This is a genomic window from Streptomyces sp. NPDC030143 (assembly GCF_055573695.1).
This window is the reverse complement of sequence record NZ_JBVIAY010000011.1, coordinates 187,345-211,710: the sequence shown is the minus strand read 5'-3', so window position 1 is coordinate 211,710 and position 24,366 is coordinate 187,345. Positions and strand designations below refer to the sequence as shown.

Below are 24,366 nucleotides of genomic sequence, written 5' to 3'. Positions count from 1 at the left end.
GTTTCCCGCAGGCACCCCACGTCACGGTCACACCGGAAGCGTGCCGGCACGGCCGGCCGACGTGGCGTGGCCGGTGGGCCGGAGGCGCTCGATACGGTCCAGGTCGCCGGCGAGGAGGTCGCGGTGACTGATGGTGAAGTCGCCGTTGACCAGGGCTTGTCCCCGGCCGTGGTAGCGGCCCATGACGCGGGCGGGGAGGAACCTGCGCAGGCTGTGGCGCATGGCTCCCCTCGTCACACGCTGAGCGTGCGGGCCCCCGGAGAACCGTCGTCGGGCCGCTGACCAGCGCCGTGGCCCCGGCGGCGATGGTCGGGGGGCCCGTCTCCCGCTGCCGTCACATCTGAGCGCTTCGCATCTTTCTGTAACCGTTCCTGTCCGGACCGTTGACACCTCGCACACTCCCTCCTAATCTCGCGCCAACTTTCCGCACATGCGACGAAATTTCGAACAACGAAAGGCAGTGCCCTGCGCATCACCGGATTCAGCACACCCGTGACCGGAATGCCGGGGCGCAGCCTGACGCACGGAGAGGTGCACATCGTCGGAGCGGTCGCGGGAGTCGGCGAGGGCCGGCCGCCGGGCCGCGCTGACGCGCTGGTCCCCGGCGTGCCGGTCACGGTGGCGGCGCCTGGGCATCCGCCGAGGCGATGCGCCGGCCGAGCCGACCCCGGCCGTCTCAGCGCGACCCGCCGCCGGATGTTCACCTGTTCCGGACCATGTGCGCCCAGGCCTCCGACGACCTCGGCCGCCATGTGCGGACCGCCCAGGTCGCCGAGCTGATCCGCCCCGGCGTCCCGCCGACCTGACACCCCGGTCGGTGCAGGGCGCCCGGGGAACCACCCGTACGGCTACGGGCCTTCGGACCTGACTCGGCCACCGACAGCAGCCGTACCGCGCGTCGGACTCCCCCGCGGCGCCTGCTCTCCCGAACGCCCGGCACGCCCGACCGCTTCCGCACCGACGTGTGAGGGGCCGTCGCCCCCTCAACGAGACACACACAAGGAACCCCCACCATGTTCAACCGAAGAGCCGCCCTCGCCGCAGCCGCCTCCCTCGCTCTCACCTTGTCCGCCTGCGGCGGCGAGACCACCAAGGCCGGCTCCGCAGGCGGCACCATCGGCATCGCCATGCCGACCCAGGCCTCCGAGCGCTGGCTCACCGACGGCAAGAGCGTCGTCGAGGACCTGCAGGCCAAGGGATACAAGACGAAGCTGGTCTACGGCGAGGACGACCCGAAGACCCAGGTCTCACAGATCGAGAACCTGATCAAGGAGGGCGTCTCCGCGCTGATCATCGCGGCCATCGACAACAAGTCGATGAACAACGTGCTCCAACAGGCGGCCGACGCGGACATCCCGGTGATCTCCTACGACCGGCTCATCCTCGGCACCAAGAACGTCGACTACTACGTCTCCTTCGACAACGAGATGGTGGGCCTGGTCCAGGCCGACTACATCATCGACAAGCTCGGCCTCGAGAAGGGCAAGGGCCCGTTCAACATCGAGCTGTTCGCCGGCTCCCCGGACGACAACAACACGAAGTACTTCTTCGACGGCTCGATGCAACTCCTGCAGCCCTACCTGGACAGCAAGCAGTTGGTCGTCCGGTCCGGCCAGCTCAAACTCGAGCAGGTCACCACCCTGCGCTGGGACGGGCCCACGGCCAAGAAGCGCATGAGCTCCCTCCTGGCCGAGTCGTACGAGAGCCGGAAGGTCGACGCGGTCCTGTCGCCGTACGACGGCATCTCCCTCGGCGTCCTGGCCGCGCTGAAGGCCGACGGCTACGGCTCCGACGGCAAGCCCATTCCGGTCATCACCGGTCAGGACGCCGAACTCCCGTCGATCAGGTCGATCATCGCCGGCCAGCAGTCGCAGACCGTCTACAAGGACGTCCGCCAGCTCGCCGGGGTCGCCGCCGACATGGTCCACGACATACTCAACGACAGAAGGCCGCGGGTGAACAACAGGACGGACTACGACAACGGCGTCAAGACCGTCCCCGCCTACCTGCTGCAGCCGGTGAGCATCGACAAGACCAACTACGACGTGCTGGTCCAGGACGACTACTACACCGAAGAGGAACTCGAGTAGCCGCACGGTCCGACCGCGGACGCCCAAGACCCGCCACCGGCGACCGCCGTACGCTCCTCACCCGTTCCGCGGTGCGGGCTCCGGTGTGCCGCGCCCCGGAGGGGTACCGGCCGGCGCGGCCGATCGGGAACGCGACTCCGGAGGGAGGGCTGGCACTCCGGGACGGCCTTCCTGCATGCCCCGCCGTCGTCACCGAGCGGCACGTGGACGTCGGCGAGGCGGCGCCGCGGATCGGCGTGCACCCCGTCTCCGGCCAGGATCGTGTCGTACGACGGGCCGGGGCGGGGAAGTCCGGCGATCAGCCGCGCGCGGCCACGTACAGGCTCTGGGTGCCGCGACCGAGCGGGCCCTTCTCGTCGTGCAGAGCGGACTCGGCGAGGCCGATGCCGGCGCCGTCCACCATCGTCCGGGCGTCCAGGCAGACCCACTCGGCCACGGGGTGGCGGTGCAGGCTCACCGTCAGGTCGGTGTTGACGAAGACGAAACGGCGGAAGTCCAGCGCGGCACTGACGCCGTTGCCCGAGTCGGCAGCCGTCAGCACCCTGCTCAACGGCGCGATCGCCTCACCCGCGACCAGGGGGACCCGCATGCGCATCCACGCCGTGGCCGGACCGGGCTCGAGGAAGGAACCCGCGGCGAAGCGCACGTCCATGGCGGTGTGGTAGCCGCGCTCCCACGGGACCGGGAAGAACGCCTCCGAGGACGCGGACGCGGGCCCGGGCACCTGCCGGCGGGGCGACACCTCGGGTACCGAGTCAGGTGCCGTCTTCAACAGCAACACCGTCGCCCGCATCACCTCCTCGCCGCCGTCGGGTGTCAGAGCGGCCTCGACGAGCTCGGTGCTGCGACCGGCGCGCAGCACGCGCGTGGCCACGGTCAGCGGCCTGATCGGAACCCGGCGCATGATCTCGTAGGTCAGCCGGGCGATCCTCAGGTCGGGCCGGGCGCCCGGCCGTTGCTCGACGGCCAGCCCGAGCAGCGCGGCGGGCGGGCCGGCGTGCTGGGAGTCGGCGTCCCACGGCCCCCTGGTGCAGTCGGTGGGCAGGAACCGGCCGTCGTCCTCCCTCTCGTAGAAGGCCTCGGCCCGCGACACCGGCATGGCGTCTCCTCCCTGTCCACGCGCCTGACCACGCGCCTGTCCGGCCTGTCCCCGAACGGGTCTCGCACGGTCCGCCCCCCATGCTACTAAGCGCTTGCTCAGCATGTTCCTCGGCGCGACCGCGTCAACCCCCGGACTCGCCGACGCCGGCGGAGCGCCCCGACCGTCGGTCCGGCTTCAGTGCTCCGAACAAAAAGGGAGCCCGGCTCGCGGCGTCCCTTCCCGGTCGGAGCCCTCAGTCCCGCGGCCGGTGCTGACCGGGGATGACGGTCTCTCCCCGGATCACTCGCGGCGCGGCGGAGTGGTCCTGCCGGCCCGTCGCCTTCCTCCCGGCCTTCACGGCTCCGGCCTCGGCCTTGAGGATGCGGGCCGACTTGCCGGCCGTCCGAGCCAGCTCCGGCCCCTTCTTGGCGGCGATCACGGCTATGACGACGATGAGAACGATCGCGAGCTCGCTCAGTCCGAACACTGCGTCCCTCTTCGGTGGTGCGGTCCGGGCCCGCGGCACGGACCCCGCACAGAATCTACAGTAATGTAGAACTTCTCGGGAGTGGCTCCCCCGCCGCGCTCACGATGAACCGCACGTGACGTGGGCGGCAACAGAAGAGAGGCAGGACGTGACGGATCAGCGGCGGCGCTCCCGGCGGCGGGGGCAGGGCGAGCTGGAGGCCCAGGTCCTGTCGGCGCTGCGGGAGGCGGAGGGCCCGGCGACGGCCGGATGGGTGCGGGAGCGGCTCGGCGAGGGGCTCGCCTACACGACCGTGGTCACGATCCTGACCCGGCTGCTGGCCAAGGGCGCCGTCACCCGGGAGCGGACGGGCAGATCGTTCGCCTGGACGCCGACGGCGGACGAGGCGGGGCTCGCCGCCCGCAGGATGCGCAGGTTGCTGGACGGCGAGAGTGACCGCGAGGCGGTGCTGGCGAGCTTCGTCACGGGTCTGGACGCGGACGACGAGCGCCTGTTGCGCGACCTGTTGGGCGGCGCGAAGGGCGAGGCCTCAGGCGACGAAGAGCCGGGCGAAGGGGAAAACTGAAGCCTCATGGGGGAAGACTGAAGCCTCCGATGAGGCCGGGAACAAGGTTCCGGTCGGCGTCGTTGTCCGGGTACACATCCAGAAGAGGAGTTCCTACTTGTCCGCCAGATCGACGGACCCCTCGGGGCACAGTCCCCGACCGCCCCGCCAGACGGTTCCTGAGCACGGCACGCGGCGTGGTGGTGTTCGATGAGTGCCGTGCAGGCCTGGCTGGGCGTGCTGGCCGTGTTCGTGCTGACCGCCGGCACCGGCTACTTCGTCGCCCAGGAGTTCGCGTACGTCTCCGCCGACCGGCTCGCCCTCGCCCGTGAGGCGGAGGCGGGCGACCGCAGGGCCGCCCGCGCCCTGAAGGTGCTCGAGCGCCTGTCGTTCATGCTCTCGGGCGCCCAGCTCGGCATCACCGTCACCGGCCTGGTCGTCGGCTTCGTCGCCGAGCCGTCGGCGTCCGCGCTGCTGGGCCCGGCCCTGTCCGGCCTCGGCATCCCGGACGCGGCGGTGAGCGGCATCTCCGTCGTCCTCGGCTTCGTGCTGGCCACGGTCGTCCAGATGGTGCTGGGCGAGCTGGCCCCGAAGAACCTCGCCATCGCCGTCCCGGAACGGCTGGCGAAGTCGCTGGCCGCCTCCACGCTGGCGTACCTGAAGGTCGTCGGCCCCCTCGTGCGCGTCTTCGACGGCGCGGCGAACAGGCTGCTCCGCAAGGTCGGCATCGAACCCGTGGAGGAACTGCACCACGGTGCCACCCTGGAGGAGCTGGGGCACCTGATCGGCGAGTCCCACGAGCAGGGCCACCTGCCGCGCGAGACCGCCGACCTGCTCGACCACGCCCTGGAGTTCTCCGACCGGACGCTCGACGAGGTGATGGTGCCGCGCGCCGACGCGGTCTTCGTCCGCCAGGACGCCACCGCCGCCGAGGCCGTCGACCTGATCGCCAAGCACGGCCACTCCAACTACCCCGTCCTCGGCGACCACCCGGACGACATCGTCGGCGTGGTCAGCGTGCGGGAACTGGTGGCTCTGCCGGCCGAGCGGCACGCCGACACCGCCGGTGCCGTGGCCCGCCGGCCGCTGCTGCTGCCCGACACCCTGCCGCTGCCGGACGCGGTGGAGCAGATGCGGAAGCGCGACGACGAGTTCGCCGTCGTCCTCGACGAACACGGCGGTGTGGCCGGCATCGTCACCTACGAGGACATCGCCGAAGAGCTCGTGGGCGACATCGCCGACGAGTCGGACACCGTCACCGAACTCGCGGTCGCGGACGGCGACGGCTGGCTGGTGGACGCCGGGCGCCGTCTGGACGAGGTCGCCGAGGCGACCGGCGTGAAGCTGCCCGAGGAAGAGGACTACGACACCGTGGCCGGCCTGATCATCGACCGGCTGGGCCGCTTCCCCGCCATCGGGGACCGGGTCGCGGTCGCGCTGCCCGACGGCGGCAGCGCGGTGATCGACGTGCGCGCGCTCGACCGCCACGTGCCCGAGCGGGTGCGCATGCACCGAGTGGTGGAGGAGCAGGCATGAGTTTCCCGATGGCGCTGTGCGTCACCCTGCTGCTCCTGATCGGCAGCGGCTTCTTCGTCGCCGCCGAGTTCGCGCTCGTCGCCGCCAAGCGGCACCGGCTGGAGAAGGCGGCGGCCGAGGGGCGGAGCGGGGCCGGCGCGGCACTGGCCGGCATGCGCGAACTGTCGCTGATGCTGGCCGGCGCCCAGTTGGGCATCACCGTGTGCACGCTGGGGCTGGGTTCGGTGTCCAAGCCGGCGATCTCGCACGAACTCGACCCGCTGCTGCACGGGCTGGGCCTGCCCGGCGCGGTCAGCTACGGCGTGGCGTTCGCCGTCGCGATGATCGTGGTCGTGTTCCTGCACATGGTGGTCGGCGAGATGGCGCCCAAGTCGTGGGCCATCGCCCATCCGGAGCGCTCCGCGATGCTGCTCTCGCCGCCCTTCCGCGCGGTGGTGAGGGCCGTACGCCCGCTGATCTCGGTGCTGAACCGGATGAGCAACGCCCTGGTACGGCTGTGCCGGGTCGCTCCGCGAGACGAGCTGGCCGCGGTCCACAACCGCGAGCAGCTCGCCCATCTGGTCACGGAGTCCGAGCGGCTCGGCCTGATCAGCGAGACGGACTCGGAGCTGCTGACGCGTTCCCTGACCGAGCCGGAGACCCCCGTACGGGACCTGCTGGTACCCATGGCCGAGATCTCCTCGGTGGACGGCGGCGCCGACGCCGAGGAGATCCTGCGCCTGGCCGCTGCCGGCGACCTCACCCGCCTGCTGGTGCGCGAACGGGGCGCGGTCGTCGGCTCGGTGCACGCCCGCGACGCCCTGGTCGCCCGCGCCCGGGGACGGACCACCAGCGCCCGTTCCCTGGCCCGCCCGGTGCCCGAGCTGACCGAGGAGAGCACGGTCGCCGACGCGATCGAACTGCTGCGCCGCCGCCGTGCCTCGCTCGCCGTCGTCCGCGACGACTTCGGCCGGCTCACCGGGATGGTGAGCCTGGACGACCTGCTCGCCCGCTACCTGCAGCCACAGACGGTGTGAGGCCCCTGCGTCGGTCGAGCGCCCCGGTCCGGCCGGGGCGCTCGACCGCCGGGGAACGGGCGCTCGAGCGCGTCCGCGATGTCCCCGATGTCCCCGAGCCGCCATGGGCCGCTCGTGCCGGCTGTCCGGCGGTGCGCCCCCGGAGAAGGGATGGCTGCGGGACATCACGGTCGTCGACACACCCTTCGCCGGCTTCCAGCAGGCCGTGGCGTACCGGATCCGGCAGGTGCCCGGCGAGGCGGGTGAGGCGGTCGACCGGACGGCTCCCAGGGCGCTGCTCATCCCGCCGGGCTTTCCCGACTTCATGTCCCGGACCCGGGTGGCCGCGCCGGGTCCGGTCAGACTGGAGGGCCGGGCCTGGTCGGGACACGTTCTGCCCCGACCCCGCCGACGCCGGGTGACCGCACCGGGCGCGGCGGCCCGGGCCGCGGCGGACCGGGCCTCGCCGTCAGCTGCGGGCGAGTTCGGCCGCGCCGAACGACACGTCGAAGCGGTCGCACCAGATGGTCAGGCTACGGTAGTCCGACGGATTCACGTCGCCGGGGACAGCGTAGTTCTGGCTCCCCTTGTTCCCTTTGAGCTTGCCGAGGCTGACGTACGCGCCGTCGTCGAAGACGTGCCATCCGGCCGTCCCCCGCTTCACCGGCGCGTCGGTCAGCCAGACCCGCAGGTCCGGTCCGTTGCTGGTGTCGAGGTTCTCCAGCCGGACGACGTGGGACCCGTCGGCCAGCCGGACGAGCTTCACCGTGCCCGACGTGGCGTGCTCGTGGCTGATCAGCTCGCCACTCGCCAGCGTCTGCGGCGCGGGGGCCGGGGAGGGCGGCGCGGCGGACGCGTCCGGGCGTGCCGCGGCCGGAGGAGCCGCGGGCGCCACGACGCCGGGCAGGGCCTCGTGGACGGTCTCGTCCTGCCACAGTTTCCACGGCTGGAACCAGTACAGGCCGAAGCCCACACCGGTCGCCGCCACCCCCACCACGACGGCCAACGGTCCGGTCAGTTTCGTCCGTACGCGTCCCATCCTCGCCCGCCTCCTGAGTTCGACTGTCGCTCCCCATTCAACGGGTCCGGGCGGCCCTCGGGCCCCCGCGGCTGATGACGGAATCCTTACGGAGCTCTCAGGGGTCCTTGCACGGTGCCCGCCCGGGCCGCACGCCCTGATCAGGCGCTCACAGTGCAAGGACCCCTCAGCGGTGCTCGGGGTTGTCCGCCCCGGGCCGGCAGCCGGCGTCCCACTCCGTGCGCCGGTTGCCGTGGGCCGGAACGCCTCCGGCACGTTTGAGCAGGGCGGCCAGATGCATCAGGTTCCAGGTCATGAAGCTGGTGTTGCGGTTGGTGAAGTCGTTCTCCGGGCCACCGGAGCCGGGGTCCAGGTAGGAGGGGCCGGGCCCGGCCGCGCCGATCCAGCCCGCGTCCGCCTGCGGAGGGATGGTGTAGCCGAGGTGCTGGAGGCTGTAGAGGAGGTTCATGGCGCAGTGCTTGACACCGTCCTCGTTGCCGGTGATCAGGCATCCGCCGACACGTCCGTAGTAGGCGTACTGCCCCTGGGGGTTGAGCAGGCTGGAGCAGCTGTACAGGCGCTCGACGACCTTCTTGGTGACCGAGCTGTTGTCGCCCAGCCAGACGGGCCCGGCCAGGACGAGGATGTCCGCGGCCATGACCTGCTCGTACAGCGTGGGCCAGGCGTCCGTCGCGAAGCCGTGTTCGGTCATGTCCGGGTAGACGCCGGGAGCGATGTCCTCGTCGACCGCGCGGACGAGTTCCGTGGTCACCCCGCAGGTGTCCATGATCGCCCGGCTCTTGTCGATGAGTCCCTGGGTGTGGCTGAGCTGTGGGGAGGGCTTGAGCGTGCAGTTGACGAACAGGGCGCGCAGGTCGTCGAAGCGGTGGACGTCCTCGGTGGACGGGGTGGACGGTGCTGCCATGGTGGGCTCCGGGGAGGGGGGCGGAAGAGACAACGGTCGGTGCCGCTGGCAGCGTCTCGCGGAAGGCACGTGTGGTCCCGCTGCGACGCACCGGCCACACGGTGGGTTGCGGGGCCCTGCGATGCCGTGTCGTGCGCCGCGGTCAGGTCGGCGCGTGTCTTACGAAGTCGTGACGTGGCGGGCTCGGTCCGGCTGCGGGCGGGTGCGCGGCTCTAGCGTGAGCGCATGCGTGTACTGGTCACCGGCGGTGCCGGGTTCATCGGATCCCAGGTCGTGGAGTCGCTCCGGGAGCGCGGGCACGAGCCCGTCGTGTTCGACGTGCGGGACGACCCGGGCGCGGACGTGCGGGACGGGGCGGCCGTGACGCGGGCCCTGTCGGGTGTGGACGCGGTGTGCCACCAGGCGGCGAGGGTCGGGCTGGGGAGCGGTTTCGCCGACGCGGCGGAGTACGTCTCCTGCAACGACCTGGGCACCGCCGTGCTGCTCACGGCCATGGCGGACGAGGGCGTACGGCGGCTGGTCATGGCCGGGTCGATGGTGGTCTACGGCGAGGGGCGGTACGTCTGCGGACGGCACGGGGTGGTGCGGCCGGGCCCCCGGTCCGTCGCCGACCTCTCGGCCGGGCGTTTCGAGCCGCGGTGCCCGCAGTGCGGTCAGCAGTTGGCGGCGGGGACGGTCGCCGAGGACGCGCCGGTGGACCCGCGCAACGTGTACGCCACCACCAAGCTCGCCCAGGAACACCTGGCCGCCGCGTGGGCACGGTCGACGGACGGGACGGCGGTGTCGTTGCGCTATCACAACGTGTACGGGCCGGGCATGCCGCGCGACACGCCCTACGCGGGCGTCGCGTCGTTCTTCCGGTCCGCGCTGGCCCGGGGTGAGGCGCCGCGCGTGTACGAGGACGGTGGGCAGCGGCGGGACTTCGTGCACGTACGGGACGTGGCGGCGGCCAACGTCGTCGCCCTGGAAGCGGACGCGGCCGCCGGCGTGCTCACCGCGTACAACACCGGGAGCGGCGAGCCGCACACCGTGGGAGAGATGGCGTGGGCGCTGGCCGCGGCGTACGGCGGGCCCGAACCGGTCGTGACCGGGGAGTACCGGCTCGGGGACGTACGGCACATCACGGCGGACTCCTCCCGGCTGCGCTCTGAGCTCGGGTGGAAACCGGAGACCGGGTTCGCCGAGGGCGTGCGGGAGTTCGCGCGGGCCGGGATGCGCGAGGCTTACTGATCGTTTCAGAATGAGGCTCGTAGGCGGCGCAGACAGATGAGGCTGCAGGCTAGTTCGAGCAGACCCTGGTGAAGATCGGCGCGTCGCTCGTAGCGGATGCGGAGTCGCTTGAACTGGTGCAGCCAGGCGAACGCGCGCTCGACCACCCAGCGGACCTTGCCCAGTCCAGAGCCGTGGGCGACGCCGCGTCGGGCGATCATGGGTTTGATGCCGCGCTTGCACAACAGGCGGCGGTACTTGTCGAAGTCGTAGCCCCGGTCCGCGTACAGGCGCCGGGGCTTGCGGCGGGGCCGTCCTCGCAGGCCCCGGATCGGTGGGACCGACTCCAGCAGCGGCATGAGCTGGGTGACGTCATGGCGGTTGCCGCCGGTGAGTGTGACGGCGAGTGGGGTCCCGTGGCGGTCGACGATCAGATGGTGCTTGGAGCCGGCACGAGCGCGGTCGACGGGTGATGGGCCGACGTGGCCCCCCCTTTGAGGGCCCGGACGTGCGACCCGTCCACGGCACAGTCGTCCAGGTCCAGCAGGTCGGTGCTCCGCAACTCGGCCAGTAGAGCCGCGTGCAGACGCGGCCAGACGCCGGCCTCGGTCCAGTCCCGCAGTCGGCGCCACGCCGTCACCCCGGAACAGCCCACAGTCTCCATCGGGACATCGCGCCATGCGACACCAGTCCGCAGCACGTACAAGACGCCAGCGAGGGCCACCCGGTCGGGAACACGCAGTCGCCCGGGATAGCGGTAACTGCGCTCGGGAGCACGCGGCAACAGCGGAGCCACGCGCTCCCACAGGTCGTCTGGAACAAGATCAGCACGCACCCGGACACCCTGCCCACCGTGACCGCCAAGGCAAGACCCGCAGCTCGACTTCGTCTCGGGAGGCGTCTGGTGGTGAGTTGGCGGGGTGCGAACCGGATCAGCTCAGTTGTGGTGGGACCCAGGCGTGGTGCCGAAGGATCATGTGCGTTGCGGCGCGGGAGGGTGTCAGCCGCATCGCCGTGTTCCGCAGGGCGACGGCCAGCGGGTGGGAGAGCTGCTGGCCCATCCGCCCGGCCTGCCGGGCGGCCCGCGCGACGGCCTGGCTGCGCGGTCGGCGCTCGGCGTCGTAGCGAGCGAGCGCGGCCTTCACGGTGGCCTCGGTGGCCAGCGCGGCGGCCAGAGTGACCGCGTCCTCCAGCGCCTGGCAGGCACCCTGTCCGAGATTGGGGGTCATCGCGTGTGCCGCGTCGCCGAGCAGCGCGGTCCGACCGACCGTGTAGCAGGGGAGCGGTGTGCGGAGTTCGTTGACGTCGTGGTGCAGCACGGCGGCGGGCCGAGTCGCGTCGAGCAGGGCGGGGACCGGGTCGTGCCAGGTATGAAACCGTCTGCGCAGTTCGTCCAATGGGTCGGCGAACCGCGTCCCGGCAGGGAGGCTGAGGACGGCGTGCCACTCGGCCCGCCCGTCGTGGAAGGCGATGTGGCCGAACTCGGCGCCGTGCCCCCAGGTCAGCTCGAAGTCGGTGCGCAGGTCGACCGCCTGCTCGGTGATGGCACGCAGCACCGTCGAGCCGCTATAGACCGGACCGGGGTGGGCTGGGAAGAGATGGCTGCGCACTTTGCTCCAGATGCCGTCGGCCGCCACTACAAGATCGGCGTCCAGGACCGTCTCGCCGCAGCTCACTCGAACCGTCCCGGGGCCGGGCTGCTCGACCGAGTCCGCCTCGGAACCGATCAGCAGCGCCTCGGCGGGCAGACATTCGCGAAGCAGTCGGTGCAAGGTGGAGCGGGGGATGCCCATGATCGGTGTGCCCACCGCCTTCTCCAGCGCCGAGCCGTCCATCCGGGCCAGCCAACCGCCCTGCGGTGTGCGAGTGCCGCCGTTGTACTGGCCTCGCGAGGCATCCCGTACCGCGTCGCCGACGCCGAGTTCGTCCAGTGCCCGCAGGCCGTTGGCGGCCAGTGAGATGCCCGCCCCCGCGTCCTCGGGCATGGAGGCACGCTCGATGACTGTTACTTCCCATCCGATGCGGCGCAGTCCGATCGCGGCGGCCAGCCCGCCGATGCCCCCTCCGACCACCACTGCCGTGTTGCCCATGCCGAAGCCCCCACCCTTCTACAGCTGTAGAAGGGTGACTCTATCTGAGGCTCTACAGGTGTAGAAAGGAGCCATGGTTTCGGATCGGCGCACCCTCCTCGCGGACGCGGCTCTCGACGTACTTGCCGACGAAGGAGTCCGCGGCCTGACTCACCGTGCCGTCGACCGCAAAGCGGCCATGCCGCCCGGCACCACGTCGGCGTACTTCCGCACCCGGGCCGCGCTGCTCACCGGTCTGGTCACACGCCTGGTCCAACTCGACCAGGCAGAACTGCAAACGATGGCCGAAGAACTGCCACCTCTGCGCACCGCCGAGGAACTGGTGGACGGCATGGTGCTGCTCGCCCGACAGCGACTCACCGGCGAGGGCCGCCGCCGCTCGCTGGCTCGCTACGCGTGTGCCGTCGAGAGCGTGCGTGACCGTGAGCTGCGCGAGATCCTCGTACCCCGCGACAACGCCGGCCGTGATGCTGTCCGGCTGTTCCTCGCCGCGCACGGCGTGACGGACGTCGAGAATCGCAGTCACATCCTGCTGACCTGCATCGACGGACTGGTCTTCGACCGGCTGGTGAGCGGCGGCGAAGTACCGCGCGAGGCCCTCGAAGGCCTGGTCGCCGCCGCCCTACGTTAGGACCCGGGCGTCCAGGGCCGCCTCGAACTGGCCTGCAGCCTCATCTGTCTCCGCCACCCACGCGCTCATTCTGAAACGATCAGTTTAGAGCTCCGAACAAAAAGGGAGGCCGATCAGCTCGCGGCGTCCCCTTCTGTGCGGAGCTCCTGGGCCCGCCGGAGACCGGTGGTTCTGCCCCCCGAGACCGGTGGTGCTGCCCGTTTCAGAAAGCGGCAGCTGGCAGCACCACCTCGAAACGGCAGCCGCCCGGGATGTTGCGGACCGTGGCGCGGCCCTGGTGGGCCTCCACGATGCCGCGGACGATGGCCAGGCCCAGGCCGGCGCCGGCGGGCGGGGTGCGGGCGTGGGTACCGCGCCAGCCGGTGTCGAAGACACGCGACAGGTCCTCCTCCGGGATGCCGCCGCAGCCGTCCGTGACGGACAGCACCACGCCGTCGGGCGAGCGTTCGGCGGCCACCATGACGGTCCCGTCGGCCGGGGTACGCCGGATCGCGTTGACCAGGAGGTTCCCCAGGACACGGCTCATCTCCCTGCCGTCGACCTCCACCGGTACCGGCTCGACACGGTCACCGACCAGCCGCACCCCGTGCTCGTGCGCCAGCGGATACACGCCGGCGAGGGCGTCGCCGACCAGGTCGTAGAGGGACATCCGGGACGGCGACAGAGCCAGGGCGCCGGCATGGATGCGGGAGAGTTCGAAGAGGTCGCCGACCATGTCGTTGAGGCGTTCGACCTCGGTGCGGATCTGCTTCAGGTAGCGGGCGGGATCGGCGGCGACGCCGTCCTCCAGCGCCTCGGACATCGCACGCAGGCCCGCGAGCGGGGTGCGCAGGTCGTGGGAGATCCAGGCGACGAGTTCCCGCCGGGAGGACTCCAGGGCGCGCTCACGGTCCCGAGATTCGGCCAGCCTGGCGCTGGTGGCGGCCAACTCCCGGCTGAGCGCGGCCAGTTCCGCGGTGGCCGGTCCGTCGGGCGCCCTGAAGTCACCTCCGTCGCCGAAGGAGCGGGCGGCGAGGGCGAGTTCCCGGCTGCGGGCGACCACCCAGCGGCCCAGCACCAGTGCGGTGGCCAGGGAGACCACGGCCGCCATCGCCACGACCGTCGTGACCACCGTCAGATCGTGGGGGGACAGGAACATCGCCTGGGCCACGGCCAGGGTGCCCGCGAGCATCGCCGTCACGGCGACGGCGGCCACCACGGTGAGCGAGGCGGTCAGCGAACGGCGGCGCAGCAGCCACAGGGTCGCAGCGCCGAGCAGTCCGGCGCCGACGGCGCCGAGGAACGCGAACAGGGCGATCAGGAGGTTGTCGCGCATGCTCATCCCCCGCCTTCGCCGACGGGGCCGGCCGGGTCGAAGCGGTATCCGACGCCCCACACCGTCTGGATCAGACGGGGCCTGGCGGGGTCGTCCTCGACCTTGTTGCGCAGCCGTCGGACGTGGACCGTGACGGTCGACAGATCGCCGAAGTCCCACCCCCACACCTCACGCATGAGGTCCTCGCGGCCGTACGCCCGCCCCGGATGACGCAGGAAGAACGCGAGGAGGTCGAACTCGCGCAGGGTGAGCGCCAGTTCGCTGCCGTCCTTGGTGGCGCGGCGGGCCGCCGGATCGACGGTGAGTCCGGCGGCGCCCAGGGATGGCGCGCCGGCGGCGGGCCGGGTGCGGCGCAGTACCGACTGCACCCTCAGCACCAGCTCCCGTGGGCTGAACGGCTTGGTGACGTAGTCGTCCGCGCCCACTTCCAGGCCCATGATCCGGTCGTCCTCGTCACCGCGGGCGGTGAGCATGACGACCGGGACGGGGCCGCGCTCACGCAGTCGCCCGCACACCTCCAGGCCGTCCATGCCGGGCAGCATCAGATCGAGGACCACCAGGTCCGGCCAGTGCGCCGCGGCGCTGACGAGTGCGGCCGGCCCGTCCGCCGCACGGTCCACCAGGTAGCCGGCGTGGTCGAGGTATCCGGAGACCACCTCCGCGACCGTGGGGTCGTCGTCGACGACGAGGACTCGGGCGGGTTCGCCCCCTCGCCGGGGGGAGGGGTCCGCCATCGGTTCGTACGGCTGATGTTCCATGCGGCCAGGCTCGCACCGCGTGCTCTCCCGCGTCGCCCTCCGGTGGTCCGCGAGCTCGGACGTCCGTGTTTCGTAAGGAGCCGCGGTCCGTTATGCCCGGTTCGCGTTCGTAGGGTGAGAGCCGTGATGACCTCTTCCGCACCCGAGGACGTCGATGTCGTCCTCCCCTGTCTGAACGAGGCCGAGGCGCTTCCCTGGGTACTCGCCCGCATTCCGCCCGGCTGGCGTGCGCTCGTCGTCGACAACGGCTCCACCGACGGCTCGGCGGACATCGCCCGGGCCCTCGGCGCCGACGTCGTCCACGAGGGCCGCCGCGGCTTCGGCGCCGCCTGCCACGCGGGGCTGACCGCCGCGACGGCCGAGATCGTGTGCTTCTGCGACTGCGACGCCTCGCTCGACCCGGCCCTGCTCGCGCCGTTCGTGCGCGACGTGCGGCTCGGCGCGGCCGACCTGGTGCTCGGGCGACGACGTCCGCAGGGCCGGGGCGCCTGGCCGGTGCACGCCCGGGTCGGCAACATCGCGCTCGCCCGGATGCTGCGCCGCCGCACCGGCCTGCGCCTGCACGACCTCGGTCCCCTGCGTGCCGCCCGCCGCGAGGCGCTGCTCGGCCTCGGCCTGACGGACCGGCGCAGCGGCTACCCCCTGCAGATGGTCGTGCGCGCCTCCGACGCGGGATGGCACGTCACGGAGCACGACGTCCCGTACCTGCCGCGGTCCGGCGCCTCGAAGGTGACGGGCACCTGGCGCGGCACCTGGCAGGCGGTGCGGGACATGCGCCACGTGCTGGCCGAGCCACCCGCGGCGACCGCGGCACAGGTGCGAGGAGGGGCCCGCCGATGACCACCCTGCTCGTCATCGCCAAGGAACCGCGGCCCGGGCGGGTGAAGACCCGCCTCACCCCGCCGTTCACACCGCGGGAGGCCGCGGCGCTGGCCGAAGCGGCCCTGGTGGACACCCTGCGGACGGTCGCGGTGACCCCGGCCCGGCGCCGTGTCCTCGTCCTCGACGGGGAGGCGGGCCCCTGGCTGCCGCCCGGCTTCGACGTCGAGGCGCAGGGTACGGGGGGTCTCGACGAGCGGCTGGCCGCCGCCTTCGCCGGCTGCGACGGCCCGGCCCTGCTGATCGGGATGGACACGCCGCAGGTGACACCGGAACTGCTCACCGTGGACTTCGACGGGTGCGACGCCTGCTTCGGTCCTGCGGAGGACGGCGGGTTCTGGGCGCTGGGGCTGGCGGAGCCGGCTCCGGAACTGCTGCGCGGGGTCCCCATGTCCACGCCCGTCACGGGTGCCGTGCAACGCGCCCGGCTCGTGGAGGCCGGCCTGCGGGTGCGCGACCTGCCGCGCCTGCGGGACGTGGACACGGCCGCCGACGCCGAGGAGGTCGCCGCCGCGGCACCGCACGGCCGCTTCGCCGCGGAACTGGCCCGACTCCGGGCGGTCGAGGGCCGATGAGCACCGCGCACGAGGTGACGGCCCGGGACGCGACGGAACCCGGCTGGTCCACCGACCCCTACGCGGACGCCCTGCGGGCCGGGCGTGGACCGCTCTTCCTGCGCCGCGGCGACGGCTGGCTGCTGCCACTGGACGTGGAGCGCTGGTGTGCGCGCGCCGATGCCGTGGACCGGCAGGTCCTGGACCGCTGCGAGGGTGCCGTGCTCGATGTGGGGTGCGGGCCGGGAAGGCTGGTCGCGGAGCTGGCCGCCCGGGGCCGCACGGCCCTCGGCATCGACGTCAGCGCGGCCGCCGTCCGGCACACGGTGCGGCGGCTGGGCGCCACTCGGCCCGAGGACGGCCTGGCCGTCGGGGACGGGCGTGCGCTGCTGCACTCCGTCTTCGACCCGCTGCCGGGCGAGGGCCGGTGGGGCACCGCCCTCCTCGTCGACGGGAACGTCGGCATCGGTGGCGACCCGTCCGCTCTGCTCGCACGGCTGGCGGAGCTGCTCGTGCCGGGCGGCCTGCTGATCGCCGAGACGGTTCCGGTGGACGTCGACGAACGCGCCGGCGTCCACCTCGTCCGCTTCCCCGGCGGCATCCCCTGTGCCGGCGCCCCGTTCCCCTGGGCCCGGCTCGGCACCGAGGCACTGCTGCGGTACGCCCGCCCGGCGGGCTGGCGCACCGTCGGTCAGTGGGCGACCGGGGGCCGCTGCTTCGTCGCCCTGCGCAGCCGCAGCACGAGCAGCAGGGCGGAGCCGCCGAACAGCACGGCGGTGATCAGCAGCCAGCGGGTGAGGAAGCCGTCCGGGGACAGGCCGGTGGCGCGTCCGTAACCTCCCGCCACCCGGCCGCTGATCAGCGGGAACCACACCAGCAGCAGGAGCCCGGAGAGGGCCGCCGGCACCCGGACGTACGGCGTCCACTCCCGGCGGCCGACGGCTCCGAACACGCCGGTGACGGCCCGGTCCGCTGCCGCGTACGCCGGCAGCAGGACCAGGTCGTGCAGGACCGCGGCACCCACGAACCACACCACCACCCCGAGCCGGTCACCGGACAGCAGGCGCAGCCCCGCGTACGCCGCGAGCGCGAACGAACAGGCCAGGAGCAGGAGATGCAGGGGGCTTCCCGGCAGGGGGAGTCTTCTCATCACAGGGCCTCTCTCATCACAGGGCTCTCCTCGGCACAGGACTCTCCTCGGCACAGGTCGCCCGTCGCGCGGGCTCCTGCCGTCGCGGGTCGCCCACCGCGCGGGCCCCTCTCGTCACAGGTCGCCCGTCGCGGGCTCTTCTCGTCACAGGTCGCCCGTCGTGGGCACTTGTCGTCACGGATCGCCCCCGTGTGGCGGGTCGCGTCACAGGTCCGTGAACGTCATGCGGGACACCCACTTGGTGTTGAGCACGCCGGGCGCGGCGGGCACGATGATCCGGGCCGGGTAGCCGTGGTCGGGGGTGAGCGGCTCTCCGTTGACGTCGAGGGCCAGCAGGGAGCGCGGGTCGCGCACCTGGTTGGCGCGCAGGGCGGCCGCCCGGAAGGCGCCGCGCCGCTGGAGGGATTCCACCAGGACGTCGGGGGCCGGGTCCGCGCCGTGTCCGACGAGCGCGGCGAGATCCCGCAGCCGCACGCCCCGCCACCACTGGTCGGAGGTCGACCACCCCTCCACGCAGGCGATGGGCAGGGCCGCACTGTGCAACGGAAGTTGCCGCAGTTCCGCCCGGCTGAGCCGGACGGTCCCCGAGGGGCCGGTGACGACCAGCCGCCACACCTCGTCATCCGTCTCCCGGGTGCTGATGCCCCGGGAAGCGGCCGTCTTGTTGATCTGGAACCCGCCGGGGCCCCGGCCCGGGTCGGCACCGCCGTGCGGCGCGAGGAGCGCCGTCCGTCGCAGCAGACCGTCGAAGTTCTGCCCCACGGTGGTCGCGAACAGCAGCAGCGAACCACCTCCGACCAGCCCCAGCGCCCCGCGCCGGGACACCGTGGCCACGGCGGGCCGCGGGGAGACCAGCGGGACGTCCGGCTCGCCTCCCGCCTCCTCCTGGGGACCCGTGCCCTGGCGCATGCGCCGCACGTTGCGTACGGCGGCCGGCGCCCGGAGCGCCACGTGCACCACGAACGCGGCGACGAACACCCAGGCCCCGTAGAAGTGGAGCGGGTAGAAGGAGCCCGGGAAGACGTAGTCCAACTGGATGTTGAGCACACCCGTCACGAACTCGAAGAGCGCACCGCCGACCAGCAGGAGCAGGGAGATCCGCTCCAGGGCGTGGGCGAGCGACCGGGCCGGCGGCAGGGCGAACAGCTTCGGCACGACCGACCAGAGCTTGGCGAGCAGGACGGGGACGAGCGCGACGCCGAGGGTGACGTGGACTCCCTGGGTGAGCCGGTACAGCCAGTGCGGATCGGTCGGCCAGGGGAAGAGGTAGAAGCCGAGGAGGCCCTTGTCCGGGGTCTTGTCGTTCACCGGCGACAGGTCCGGGTTGTAGGCGGCGTACGACAGCAGCCCGGTCACGAACAGCACCGTGATGCCCGCCAGCAGCACCACACCGAGCACCGAGGTGAACCACGGGCCGCGCACCGGACTGCGCCAGAAGCCGGGAGAGGAGGGAAACCGTGCCATGTCCCGACCGTAGGCGGGGGCGGCCCCGCCCAGGGGCGCACCACCCATGACGAAACTCTGACGTCAGCGTCGTGGGCTACCTCTTCCGCCGTCCTCCGGCCCTAGCGTTCCGGTGTGACCCGCACTGCTCTGCGTGACCTCGCCGCCGTCCTGGCCGCCGCCGTCCTCGTCGTGCTGGCCGTCGTGGTGGGCCGCCATCTCCAGGACACCTACGGCACCCTCCTCGTCGGCAACGCCCCGCTGTACGGGCGGTGGGGCCCGCACGCCGGCCCGGGCACCCCGGCCGCCGTGGCGGTGGCGGCCGCCGTCATCGCCTACGGTCCCGCCCTCGCCGTGCGACTGCCGTGGCGCGCCCTGCTCGCCACCGCATGGGCCACCGCCACGGCGTGGACCGTCTCCCTGGCCCTGATCGACGGCTGGGAGCGGGGCATCGCGCAACGGCTCACCACCCGGCACGAGTACCTCCAGGTCATCGACCGCTTCCATGACATTCCGGCCGCCCTGCGCGACTTCGACCACCACATCCTGCTGAACGCGCCGGACAACTGGCCCGCGCACGTGGCCGGTCATCCGCCGGGGGCCACGCTCACCTTCGTCCTCCTCGACCGGATCGGCCTGGGCGGCGGGGGCTGGGCCGGGATGTGGTGCATCGCGGTCGGCGCCCTGGGCTGCGTCGGCGTGCTGGTGACGGTGCGTGTGCTGGCCGGGGAGGACCTCGCGCGGCGGGCCGCTCCGTTCCTGGTGATGACGCCGGCGGCGGTGTGGATGGGGACGTCCGCGGACGGGTACTTCGCGGCGGTGGCCGCCTGGTCCGTCGCGTTCCTCGCCCTCGCCGTGACCGGACACCGGCCACGGACGACCGGCTTCGCCTCCGGGCTCCTGTTCGGTCTGACCTGCTACCTCTCCTACGGCCTCACGCTGTTCGCCGTGGTCGCCGGTGCCGTCCTGCTGCTCGGCCCCCGCCGTGTCCGGCCCCTCCCCCACGCCCTCGCCGGACTCCTCGTCGTCCCGCTCGCCTTCACCCTGGCCGGGTTCAACTGGTGGGAGGCGTACCGGCTGCTCGTCGAGCGCTACTACCAGGGGGCCGCCGGCATCCGCCCCTACGGCTACTGGGTGTGGGCCAACCTCGCCTGCACGGTCCTGCTCGTGGGGCCGGCGACGGTGGCGGCCCTGCGGCGGACCGGTGCCACGCTCCTCGTCGGCCCCGCGCGAGCCGGGGCGCCCCCCGCCCCCGGCGCTCCCCCGCGGGTGCCGGCGCCCGACCGCCGCGGTGTGTCGCTGCGCGTGCGGGTAGCGGAGCCCGACCGCCGCGGCGTCTCGCTGCGCGTGCGGGATCTGTCGCGCGTGGGCGCGCCCGACGCCTCCGCGGACCTGCGCCTGTGCCTGCTGGTGGCCGCCGTGTTCACCGCGTTGCTCGTCGCCGACCTGTCCGGGATGAGCAAGGCGGAGACCGAGCGCATCTGGCTGCCATTCGCGCTCTGGCTGCCGGCGGCGTGCGCGTTCCTGACCCGGCCCCGCGTCTGGCTCGCCGCCCAGGCCGTCCTCGCCCTGCTCCTCAACCATCTGGCGCTGACCGGCTGGTGACGCGACCCGGAGGCTCCGGGGCACGAGGCACGCGCACCACCGGTCAGCCGCCCTCGGGGGCGACGGGCTCGGGGAGCCCGTCGAGGAAGTCCTCGATCCGCTGTCGCAGCACCTCGCTCCGTTCGAGGTGGAGGTCGTGGCCCGTGCCGGGGATGCTCACGGCTGCGGCGTCGGGCCGCAGACGGAGCATCTCGTCTATCTCCCGTGGCGCGAGGATGCCGGACCGGCCGAGCACGACCAGCGTGGGGCAGGTGATCTCCGTCCATTCCCGCCAGGAGGAACGCCGTGCGTTCTCGTCCAGCGAGCGGACCATGACGTCGCGGTCGAAGCGGGGCCACCAGCCGCCGTCGCGCTCCTCCAGCCCGGCCGCCCACCCCTCTCCGACCGCCCCGCCGCCGAGGAAGCGCACGGCGGCCTCCCGCGAGGGGAACGGTGTGGGCCACGCGTCGAACCACGCCCCGATCTCCTCCTGCACCTGGGGGTCGGACCCGCCGGGCCCGGCTTCGACCAGGACGAGTGCGTGGACGAGGTCGGGGTGCGCGGCGGCGGTGAGCAGGGCGGTGTGGCCGCCCAGCGACTGGCCCACGACCACGGGCGCGCGCAGTCCGAGCTGGTCCAGTACGGCGACGACGTCGGCGACGTAGGCGGCGCGTGACACGTCGGCGGGGCGGCGTTCGCTGGCGCCGTGGCCGCGCTGGTCGACCGCCACGACCCGGTGCCGGGCGCTCAGCCGCCGGGCGACGGCGTCCCATTCGCCCGCGTGGCCCGCCAGTCCGTGCAGGAGGACGACGGGCCGTCCGGGGCCTGCCCAGTCACGGCAGGAGATGCGGACGCCGTCGCGTGTGACGGTGCGTTCGGTCCAGGGCATGGGGCGTGTTCTCCGGGCTTGTGAGGGGTCGGTCAGCGGTAGGCGGCGAGGAAGGCGCGGACGCCGCCCGTGGCGTAGCGGTCGAGGTCGGCCTCGCCGGCGTGGGCGCTGCCGTGGAACATCGCCCGGTTCACCGGGATCCACAGCAGCAGACCGGCGAAGTGGTGGGCGGCCAGCATCGGGTCGTCGGTCTTCAGCAGCCCCTGGTCTGTCAGGCGCCGGAAGGTGGCGGCCAGGGTGGTCAGGACGCGTTCGAAGCCCCGCTCGTACCAGGTGGCACCGAGTTCGGGGAACGTGTCGGCGTTGGAGATGATCAGACGGCGCAACTGGATCACCTGGGGCTGGGTGAGGGTTTCCAGGAACCGGCGCGCCAGGCGGGTCAGGTTCTCCTCCAGGCCGTCGGCGTTGGCAGGGACGTCGGCCACCAGGTCGATCATGTCGTCGATGCGGTCGGTGGTGGCCAGGACGATCTCCCCGAACAGCTTCTCCTTGTCGGCGAAGTGCTTGTAGACGGTCTGCTTGGACACCGCGGCCAGCCTGGCGATGTCGTCCATGCTCGTCCCCGAGTACCCCTTGTTCAGGAACACGGTGGTCGCGGCCTCCAGGATCGCCTGGTGCTTGCGCTCGGAACGGCTGTCCATCATGGGCTCCCTGTCGTCATCCCCGGTCCCCCTCCCGGCCCGAAGAGTACTGGACTGACCAGTACTCGGGTGAGTACTGTACCGTCCAGTTCCACAGCCGGGGGAACCCGGCTTTCGTGGCCGGGTGTCGAGGGGCTGCGGCGCGCATCGACATGTCCGCCTATCGACGTGGAGGGGTATCGCATGGACAAGGTGTTCTCGTCCGACGGCACGGTCATCGCCTACGAGGAGCAGGGGGCGGGTGCCGCCGTGGTGCTCGTCGGCGGCGCCTTCATGACCCGCGGCGCCTTCGGGGAACTCGCCGCCCTGCTGTCCGAGCACTTCACCGTGATCACGTACGACCGCCGGGGCCGCGGCGACAGCGGGGACGCTGCCGTCTATGACGTGCAGCGCGAGGTGGAGGACCTGGACGCGCTGATCGAACACGCCGGCGGTACGGCGAAGGTCTTCGGCATGTCCTCCGGTGCCGTGCTGGCGCTGGAGGCCGCGGCCCGGGGCAGCGCGGTCTCCCGGCTGGCCCTCTACGAACCGCCCTTCGTCACCGACGCCAGCCGCCCGCCGCTGCCCGCCGACTACGTCGCCCGCATGGAGGAACTCGTGGCACGGGAGGCGTACGGCGACGCCGTGGCCTACTTCATGACCGCCGCCGTGGGCATGCCCGCCGAGGCGGTCGCGGGGATGCGGCAGGCTCCCTTCTGGGCCGAGATGGAGGCGACCGCCCGCACCCTCCCCTACGACGGACGGGTCATGGGCGACACCATGTCCGGCCGACCGCTGCCCCCCGACCGCTGGCAGTCCGTCACGATCCCGGTCCTCGTCGGCAGCGGCGACGCCGGCGCACCGCACATGCTCACCGGCGCGCGCGAACTGGCCTCCCTCGCCGACAACTTCACCCTGCACACCTTCCCGGGCCAGGAGCACGCCATCGATGCCAGCCTCCTCGCCCCCGTCCTGACGGACTTCTTCTCCGGCCCCTCCCTCACGGGGTGACCCACGGCCGCCGAAGGACGGCCGACGAAGTACCGACGGAGCGACATCCACCCGAGATCACACCCAGGAAAGGCAGCGACATGACCGCACCGGTGAAAGGCCCCGCCGTCTACTTCCCCTCGATCGAGAAGAAGTACGGCCGTCCGATCGCGGAATGGCAGGAGTTCATCCGCTCCTCCCCCTTGACCAGGCACATGGAAGTCGTCGCCTGGCTCAAGGCCGAGCACGGTCTGGGTCACGGGCACGCCAACGCCCTCGTCGCCCACACCCTGGCCGAGGACAGCGCCGGGTGAACCATCGGGAACTCACCGTGTCCCAGCTGACGTGGACCGCGGTCGACGACTGCTTCAACGGGCTGCCCGTCGAGGAGGGCGCCGCCCCGCTCGACGCGGCCGTGGACAGCGGGCGCAAGGGCTGCCGCCCCATCAGGTGGCGCCCGACCAGGGTAAGTTTGCTGCACCTGCTCGCTCACGTTCGGGGTTGCTCGCACCGTCCTGGAGACCGGCCCTCGACGGCTACAGCACGATCGGGCGTCACGAGCCGCGCTCCCCTTTCTGTTCGGAGCTCCAAGGGGTCCTTGCACCATGCCCGCCCGGGCAGCGCGGCCTGATCAGGCGCTCATGGTGCAAGGACCCTCAGGGCTACGACGGCTTCACCCCTGCCCTCGTCACCGCACAGCGGAACAGAACGGAACACCATGGCCCGCGTCGTCGCACTGTCGTACTACCCGGTCAAGGGATGCGCCGGTACCTCGGCGCACGAGGCGCCGCTGACCCCCGCCGGGCTCGCCCACGACCGCAGCTTCATGGTCGTCGACGACAAGGGTGTGGGACGCACCCAGCGCCGGGATCCCGGACTGGCCCTGATTCGCCCCGTCGTCAGCGCCGACGGCGGACGGCTCACACTGCACGCGCCGGGAGCCGAGCCGCTCGACCTCCCCGTGGACACCTGCGGGGTCCGGCGGGAGGTGGACCTGTTCGGGACCGTCTACCAGGGCATCGACCAGGGCGGTGCGGCAGGTGACTGGCTCTCGGAGGTGCTCGGCGCGCGCAGTCGGCTGGTGCGCGTGCCGCCGGAACACGACCGGGTGACCGACGGCGTGACGCCCGGCACCTCCGGATACGCCGACAGCTGCGCCGTGCACGTCCTCTCGCGCGCCACGCTCGACCTGCTCGACCGCAAGCTCGTCGAACGTGGAGCCCGACCACTGCCCCTGGACCGCTTCCGCCCCAACATCGTGATCGACGGCTGGGCCGAACCGCACACCGAGGACCGCGCCCGTCGCCTCCGGATCGGCGGGGCCGAACTGGGCTACGCCAAGCTCGCCCTGCGGTGCGCCGTCACCCTGGTCGACCAGGTGTCCGGGGCCAAGGCCGGCCCGGAGCCGCTGCGCACCCTGGCCGGCTACCGGCGGGCGGCCGGGGGCGGCGTCGCCTTCGGCACGAAGTTCGCCGTGCTGCGGCCCGGCAGGGTGTCGGTCGGCGACGCGGTGGACGTCGACGCGTGGGCCGGGTCGGAGCCGTGAGAACGGGAAGCGTCCGCCGCGCCCCGGGGCGG

At 72.4% G+C, this 24,366-nt stretch carries 25 protein-coding genes; 13 read left to right on the top strand and 12 right to left on the bottom strand.

Translation table 11 applies throughout. The features are described 5' to 3' along the window. Positions 1-27: 27 nt before the first annotated feature. Positions 28-237, bottom strand: a complete 210-nt coding sequence (locus ACZ4YY_RS20915) for a hypothetical protein (protein ID WP_468292155.1) — start codon at positions 235-237, stop codon at positions 28-30. 776 nt (positions 238-1,013) lie between these two features. Between ACZ4YY_RS20915 and chvE the strand changes: the two genes are divergently transcribed. Further along, positions 1,014-2,090, top strand: a complete 1,077-nt coding sequence (gene chvE, locus ACZ4YY_RS20910; protein WP_468292065.1) for a multiple monosaccharide ABC transporter substrate-binding protein — start codon at positions 1,014-1,016, stop codon at positions 2,088-2,090. A 298-nt stretch (positions 2,091-2,388) separates the two neighbouring features. Here the strand turns inward: chvE and ACZ4YY_RS20905 are convergent, their stop codons facing one another. Both ACZ4YY_RS20905 and ACZ4YY_RS20900 read right to left on the bottom strand, forming a co-directional pair. Then, a complete protein-coding gene (locus ACZ4YY_RS20905) occupies positions 2,389-3,189 on the bottom strand; it encodes a thioesterase family protein (RefSeq protein WP_468292062.1) in 801 nt (266 codons plus the stop codon). A 235-nt stretch (positions 3,190-3,424) separates the two neighbouring features. Continuing rightward, positions 3,425-3,658, bottom strand: a complete 234-nt coding sequence (locus ACZ4YY_RS20900; RefSeq protein ID WP_468292060.1) for a twin-arginine translocase TatA/TatE family subunit — start codon at positions 3,656-3,658, stop codon at positions 3,425-3,427. 148 nt (positions 3,659-3,806) lie between these two features. Between ACZ4YY_RS20900 and ACZ4YY_RS20895 the strand changes: the two genes are divergently transcribed. The 3 genes from ACZ4YY_RS20895 (at position 3,807) to ACZ4YY_RS20885 (ending at position 6,754) form a co-directional block, all read left to right on the top strand. Beyond that, complete coding sequence (locus ACZ4YY_RS20895) at positions 3,807-4,223, top strand: BlaI/MecI/CopY family transcriptional regulator (protein ID WP_468292057.1); 417 nt, start codon at positions 3,807-3,809, stop codon at positions 4,221-4,223. A 189-nt stretch (positions 4,224-4,412) separates the two neighbouring features. Further along, positions 4,413-5,738, top strand: coding sequence for a hemolysin family protein (locus tag ACZ4YY_RS20890; protein ID WP_468292054.1), 1,326 nt, complete (start codon positions 4,413-4,415; stop codon positions 5,736-5,738). Next, positions 5,735-6,754, top strand: coding sequence for a hemolysin family protein (locus ACZ4YY_RS20885; protein WP_468292051.1), 1,020 nt, complete (start codon positions 5,735-5,737; stop codon positions 6,752-6,754). The genes ACZ4YY_RS20890 and ACZ4YY_RS20885 overlap by 4 nt, the downstream gene beginning before the upstream one ends. Positions 6,755-7,202: 448 nt before the next feature. On the opposite strand, the gene ACZ4YY_RS20880 is transcribed toward ACZ4YY_RS20885, so the two are convergent. Then, positions 7,203-7,772 carry a DM13 domain-containing protein gene (locus tag ACZ4YY_RS20880; protein WP_468292048.1) on the bottom strand — a complete coding sequence of 190 codons (570 nt, stop codon included), beginning with the start codon at positions 7,770-7,772 and terminating at the stop codon, positions 7,203-7,205. A 166-nt stretch (positions 7,773-7,938) separates the two neighbouring features. Continuing rightward, positions 7,939-8,676, bottom strand: coding sequence for a flavodoxin family protein (locus ACZ4YY_RS20875; protein WP_468292045.1), 738 nt, complete (start codon positions 8,674-8,676; stop codon positions 7,939-7,941). Positions 8,677-8,901: 225 nt separating this feature from the next. On the opposite strand from ACZ4YY_RS20875, the gene ACZ4YY_RS20870 reads away from it, so the two are divergent. Continuing rightward, entirely contained in the window at positions 8,902-9,906 is a 1,005-nt protein-coding gene (locus ACZ4YY_RS20870; protein WP_468292042.1) for an NAD-dependent epimerase/dehydratase family protein, read from the top strand. Between the two features lie 5 nt (positions 9,907-9,911). Here the strand turns inward: ACZ4YY_RS20870 and ACZ4YY_RS20865 are convergent. Further along, positions 9,912-10,720, bottom strand: a protein-coding gene (locus tag ACZ4YY_RS20865; protein WP_468292039.1) for an IS5 family transposase whose coding sequence is annotated in 2 segments (ribosomal slippage) — positions 9,912-10,372 and positions 10,372-10,720 — 810 coding nt in all. Because the reading frame shifts where the segments join, the coding sequence is not laid out codon by codon here. 97 nt (positions 10,721-10,817) lie between these two features. Further along, positions 10,818-11,975 (bottom strand): FAD-dependent monooxygenase, encoded by a 1,158-nt coding sequence (locus ACZ4YY_RS20860; protein ID WP_468292036.1) that lies wholly within the window; start codon positions 11,973-11,975, stop codon positions 10,818-10,820. A 73-nt stretch (positions 11,976-12,048) separates the two neighbouring features. Between ACZ4YY_RS20860 and ACZ4YY_RS20855 the strand changes: the two genes are divergently transcribed. Beyond that, positions 12,049-12,606, top strand: a complete 558-nt coding sequence (locus ACZ4YY_RS20855) for a TetR/AcrR family transcriptional regulator (protein ID WP_189594495.1) — start codon at positions 12,049-12,051, stop codon at positions 12,604-12,606. A 202-nt stretch (positions 12,607-12,808) separates the two neighbouring features. On the opposite strand, the gene ACZ4YY_RS20850 is transcribed toward ACZ4YY_RS20855, so the two are convergent. Beyond that, positions 12,809-13,921 carry a sensor histidine kinase gene (locus ACZ4YY_RS20850; RefSeq protein ID WP_468292033.1) on the bottom strand — a complete coding sequence of 371 codons (1,113 nt, stop codon included), beginning with the start codon at positions 13,919-13,921 and terminating at the stop codon, positions 12,809-12,811. A gap of 2 nt (positions 13,922-13,923) precedes the next feature. Continuing rightward, on the bottom strand, positions 13,924-14,679 hold the full coding sequence (locus tag ACZ4YY_RS20845) for a response regulator transcription factor (RefSeq protein ID WP_468292030.1): 756 nt from the start codon (positions 14,677-14,679) through the stop codon (positions 13,924-13,926). A gap of 126 nt (positions 14,680-14,805) precedes the next feature. Here ACZ4YY_RS20845 and ACZ4YY_RS20840 point away from each other — a divergent pair, with 126 nt between their 5' ends. The 3 genes from ACZ4YY_RS20840 to ACZ4YY_RS20830 are packed head-to-tail and all read left to right on the top strand — an operon-like array spanning position 14,806 to position 16,948. Beyond that, a complete protein-coding gene (locus ACZ4YY_RS20840; RefSeq protein ID WP_468292028.1) occupies positions 14,806-15,519 on the top strand; it encodes a glycosyltransferase family 2 protein in 714 nt (237 codons plus the stop codon). After that, positions 15,516-16,133 carry a TIGR04282 family arsenosugar biosynthesis glycosyltransferase gene (locus ACZ4YY_RS20835; protein WP_468292025.1) on the top strand — a complete coding sequence of 206 codons (618 nt, stop codon included), beginning with the start codon at positions 15,516-15,518 and terminating at the stop codon, positions 16,131-16,133. Before ACZ4YY_RS20840 ends, ACZ4YY_RS20835 begins: the two co-directional genes overlap by 4 nt. Beyond that, entirely contained in the window at positions 16,130-16,948 is an 819-nt protein-coding gene (locus ACZ4YY_RS20830) for a class I SAM-dependent methyltransferase (RefSeq protein ID WP_468292022.1), read from the top strand. Before ACZ4YY_RS20835 ends, ACZ4YY_RS20830 begins: the two co-directional genes overlap by 4 nt. 518 nt (positions 16,949-17,466) lie before the next feature. On the opposite strand, the gene ACZ4YY_RS20825 is transcribed toward ACZ4YY_RS20830, so the two are convergent. Continuing rightward, entirely contained in the window at positions 17,467-18,726 is a 1,260-nt protein-coding gene (locus ACZ4YY_RS20825; protein WP_468292019.1) for a molybdopterin-dependent oxidoreductase, read from the bottom strand. A 114-nt stretch (positions 18,727-18,840) separates the two neighbouring features. On the opposite strand from ACZ4YY_RS20825, the gene ACZ4YY_RS20820 reads away from it, so the two are divergent. After that, a complete protein-coding gene (locus ACZ4YY_RS20820) occupies positions 18,841-20,310 on the top strand; it encodes a hypothetical protein (protein WP_468292017.1) in 1,470 nt (489 codons plus the stop codon). A gap of 43 nt (positions 20,311-20,353) precedes the next feature. On the opposite strand, the gene ACZ4YY_RS20815 is transcribed toward ACZ4YY_RS20820, so the two are convergent. Further along, positions 20,354-21,178 (bottom strand): alpha/beta fold hydrolase, encoded by an 825-nt coding sequence (locus ACZ4YY_RS20815; RefSeq protein ID WP_468292015.1) that lies wholly within the window; start codon positions 21,176-21,178, stop codon positions 20,354-20,356. A gap of 32 nt (positions 21,179-21,210) precedes the next feature. Further along, positions 21,211-21,819, bottom strand: a complete 609-nt coding sequence (locus ACZ4YY_RS20810; RefSeq protein ID WP_468292012.1) for a TetR/AcrR family transcriptional regulator — start codon at positions 21,817-21,819, stop codon at positions 21,211-21,213. A 183-nt stretch (positions 21,820-22,002) separates the two neighbouring features. On the opposite strand from ACZ4YY_RS20810, the gene ACZ4YY_RS20805 reads away from it, so the two are divergent. The 3 genes from ACZ4YY_RS20805 to ACZ4YY_RS20795 all read left to right on the top strand — a co-directional run bounded on the left by ACZ4YY_RS20805 (position 22,003) and on the right by ACZ4YY_RS20795 (position 24,334). Next, positions 22,003-22,809, top strand: coding sequence for an alpha/beta fold hydrolase (locus ACZ4YY_RS20805; protein WP_468292009.1), 807 nt, complete (start codon positions 22,003-22,005; stop codon positions 22,807-22,809). Between the two features lie 80 nt (positions 22,810-22,889). After that, positions 22,890-23,102, top strand: a complete 213-nt coding sequence (locus ACZ4YY_RS20800) for a DUF4287 domain-containing protein (RefSeq protein WP_468292006.1) — start codon at positions 22,890-22,892, stop codon at positions 23,100-23,102. 404 nt (positions 23,103-23,506) lie between these two features. Next, the gene (locus ACZ4YY_RS20795; protein WP_468292003.1) at positions 23,507-24,334 is read left to right on the top strand and encodes an MOSC domain-containing protein; all 828 of its coding nucleotides are present in this window, start codon (positions 23,507-23,509) and stop codon (positions 24,332-24,334) included. Positions 24,335-24,366: the final 32 nt, after the last annotated feature.

What these genes read in the sequence shown, in the direction of transcription:
- chvE (WP_468292065.1), top strand. Translation starts at nt 1,014, where the DNA reads ATGTTCAACCGAAGAGCCGCCCTCGCCGCAGCCGCCTCCCTCGCTCTC.
- ACZ4YY_RS20905 (WP_468292062.1), bottom strand. Translation starts at nt 3,189, where the DNA reads ATGCCGGTGTCGCGGGCCGAGGCCTTCTACGAGAGGGAGGACGACGGC.
- ACZ4YY_RS20890 (WP_468292054.1), top strand. Translation starts at nt 4,413, where the DNA reads ATGAGTGCCGTGCAGGCCTGGCTGGGCGTGCTGGCCGTGTTCGTGCTG.
- ACZ4YY_RS20885 (WP_468292051.1), top strand. Translation starts at nt 5,735, where the DNA reads ATGAGTTTCCCGATGGCGCTGTGCGTCACCCTGCTGCTCCTGATCGGC.
- ACZ4YY_RS20880 (WP_468292048.1), bottom strand. Translation starts at nt 7,772, where the DNA reads ATGGGACGCGTACGGACGAAACTGACCGGACCGTTGGCCGTCGTGGTG.
- ACZ4YY_RS20875 (WP_468292045.1), bottom strand. Translation starts at nt 8,676, where the DNA reads ATGGCAGCACCGTCCACCCCGTCCACCGAGGACGTCCACCGCTTCGAC.
- ACZ4YY_RS20870 (WP_468292042.1), top strand. Translation starts at nt 8,902, where the DNA reads ATGCGTGTACTGGTCACCGGCGGTGCCGGGTTCATCGGATCCCAGGTC.
- ACZ4YY_RS20860 (WP_468292036.1), bottom strand. Translation starts at nt 11,975, where the DNA reads ATGGGCAACACGGCAGTGGTGGTCGGAGGGGGCATCGGCGGGCTGGCC.
- ACZ4YY_RS20855 (WP_189594495.1), top strand. Translation starts at nt 12,049, where the DNA reads ATGGTTTCGGATCGGCGCACCCTCCTCGCGGACGCGGCTCTCGACGTA.
- ACZ4YY_RS20850 (WP_468292033.1), bottom strand. Translation starts at nt 13,921, where the DNA reads ATGCGCGACAACCTCCTGATCGCCCTGTTCGCGTTCCTCGGCGCCGTC.
- ACZ4YY_RS20845 (WP_468292030.1), bottom strand. Translation starts at nt 14,679, where the DNA reads ATGGAACATCAGCCGTACGAACCGATGGCGGACCCCTCCCCCCGGCGA.
- ACZ4YY_RS20840 (WP_468292028.1), top strand. Translation starts at nt 14,806, where the DNA reads ATGACCTCTTCCGCACCCGAGGACGTCGATGTCGTCCTCCCCTGTCTG.
- ACZ4YY_RS20835 (WP_468292025.1), top strand. Translation starts at nt 15,516, where the DNA reads ATGACCACCCTGCTCGTCATCGCCAAGGAACCGCGGCCCGGGCGGGTG.
- ACZ4YY_RS20830 (WP_468292022.1), top strand. Translation starts at nt 16,130, where the DNA reads ATGAGCACCGCGCACGAGGTGACGGCCCGGGACGCGACGGAACCCGGC.
- ACZ4YY_RS20825 (WP_468292019.1), bottom strand. Translation starts at nt 18,726, where the DNA reads ATGGCACGGTTTCCCTCCTCTCCCGGCTTCTGGCGCAGTCCGGTGCGC.
- ACZ4YY_RS20815 (WP_468292015.1), bottom strand. Translation starts at nt 21,178, where the DNA reads ATGCCCTGGACCGAACGCACCGTCACACGCGACGGCGTCCGCATCTCC.
- ACZ4YY_RS20810 (WP_468292012.1), bottom strand. Translation starts at nt 21,819, where the DNA reads ATGGACAGCCGTTCCGAGCGCAAGCACCAGGCGATCCTGGAGGCCGCG.
- ACZ4YY_RS20805 (WP_468292009.1), top strand. Translation starts at nt 22,003, where the DNA reads ATGGACAAGGTGTTCTCGTCCGACGGCACGGTCATCGCCTACGAGGAG.
- ACZ4YY_RS20800 (WP_468292006.1), top strand. Translation starts at nt 22,890, where the DNA reads ATGACCGCACCGGTGAAAGGCCCCGCCGTCTACTTCCCCTCGATCGAG.
- ACZ4YY_RS20795 (WP_468292003.1), top strand. Translation starts at nt 23,507, where the DNA reads ATGGCCCGCGTCGTCGCACTGTCGTACTACCCGGTCAAGGGATGCGCC.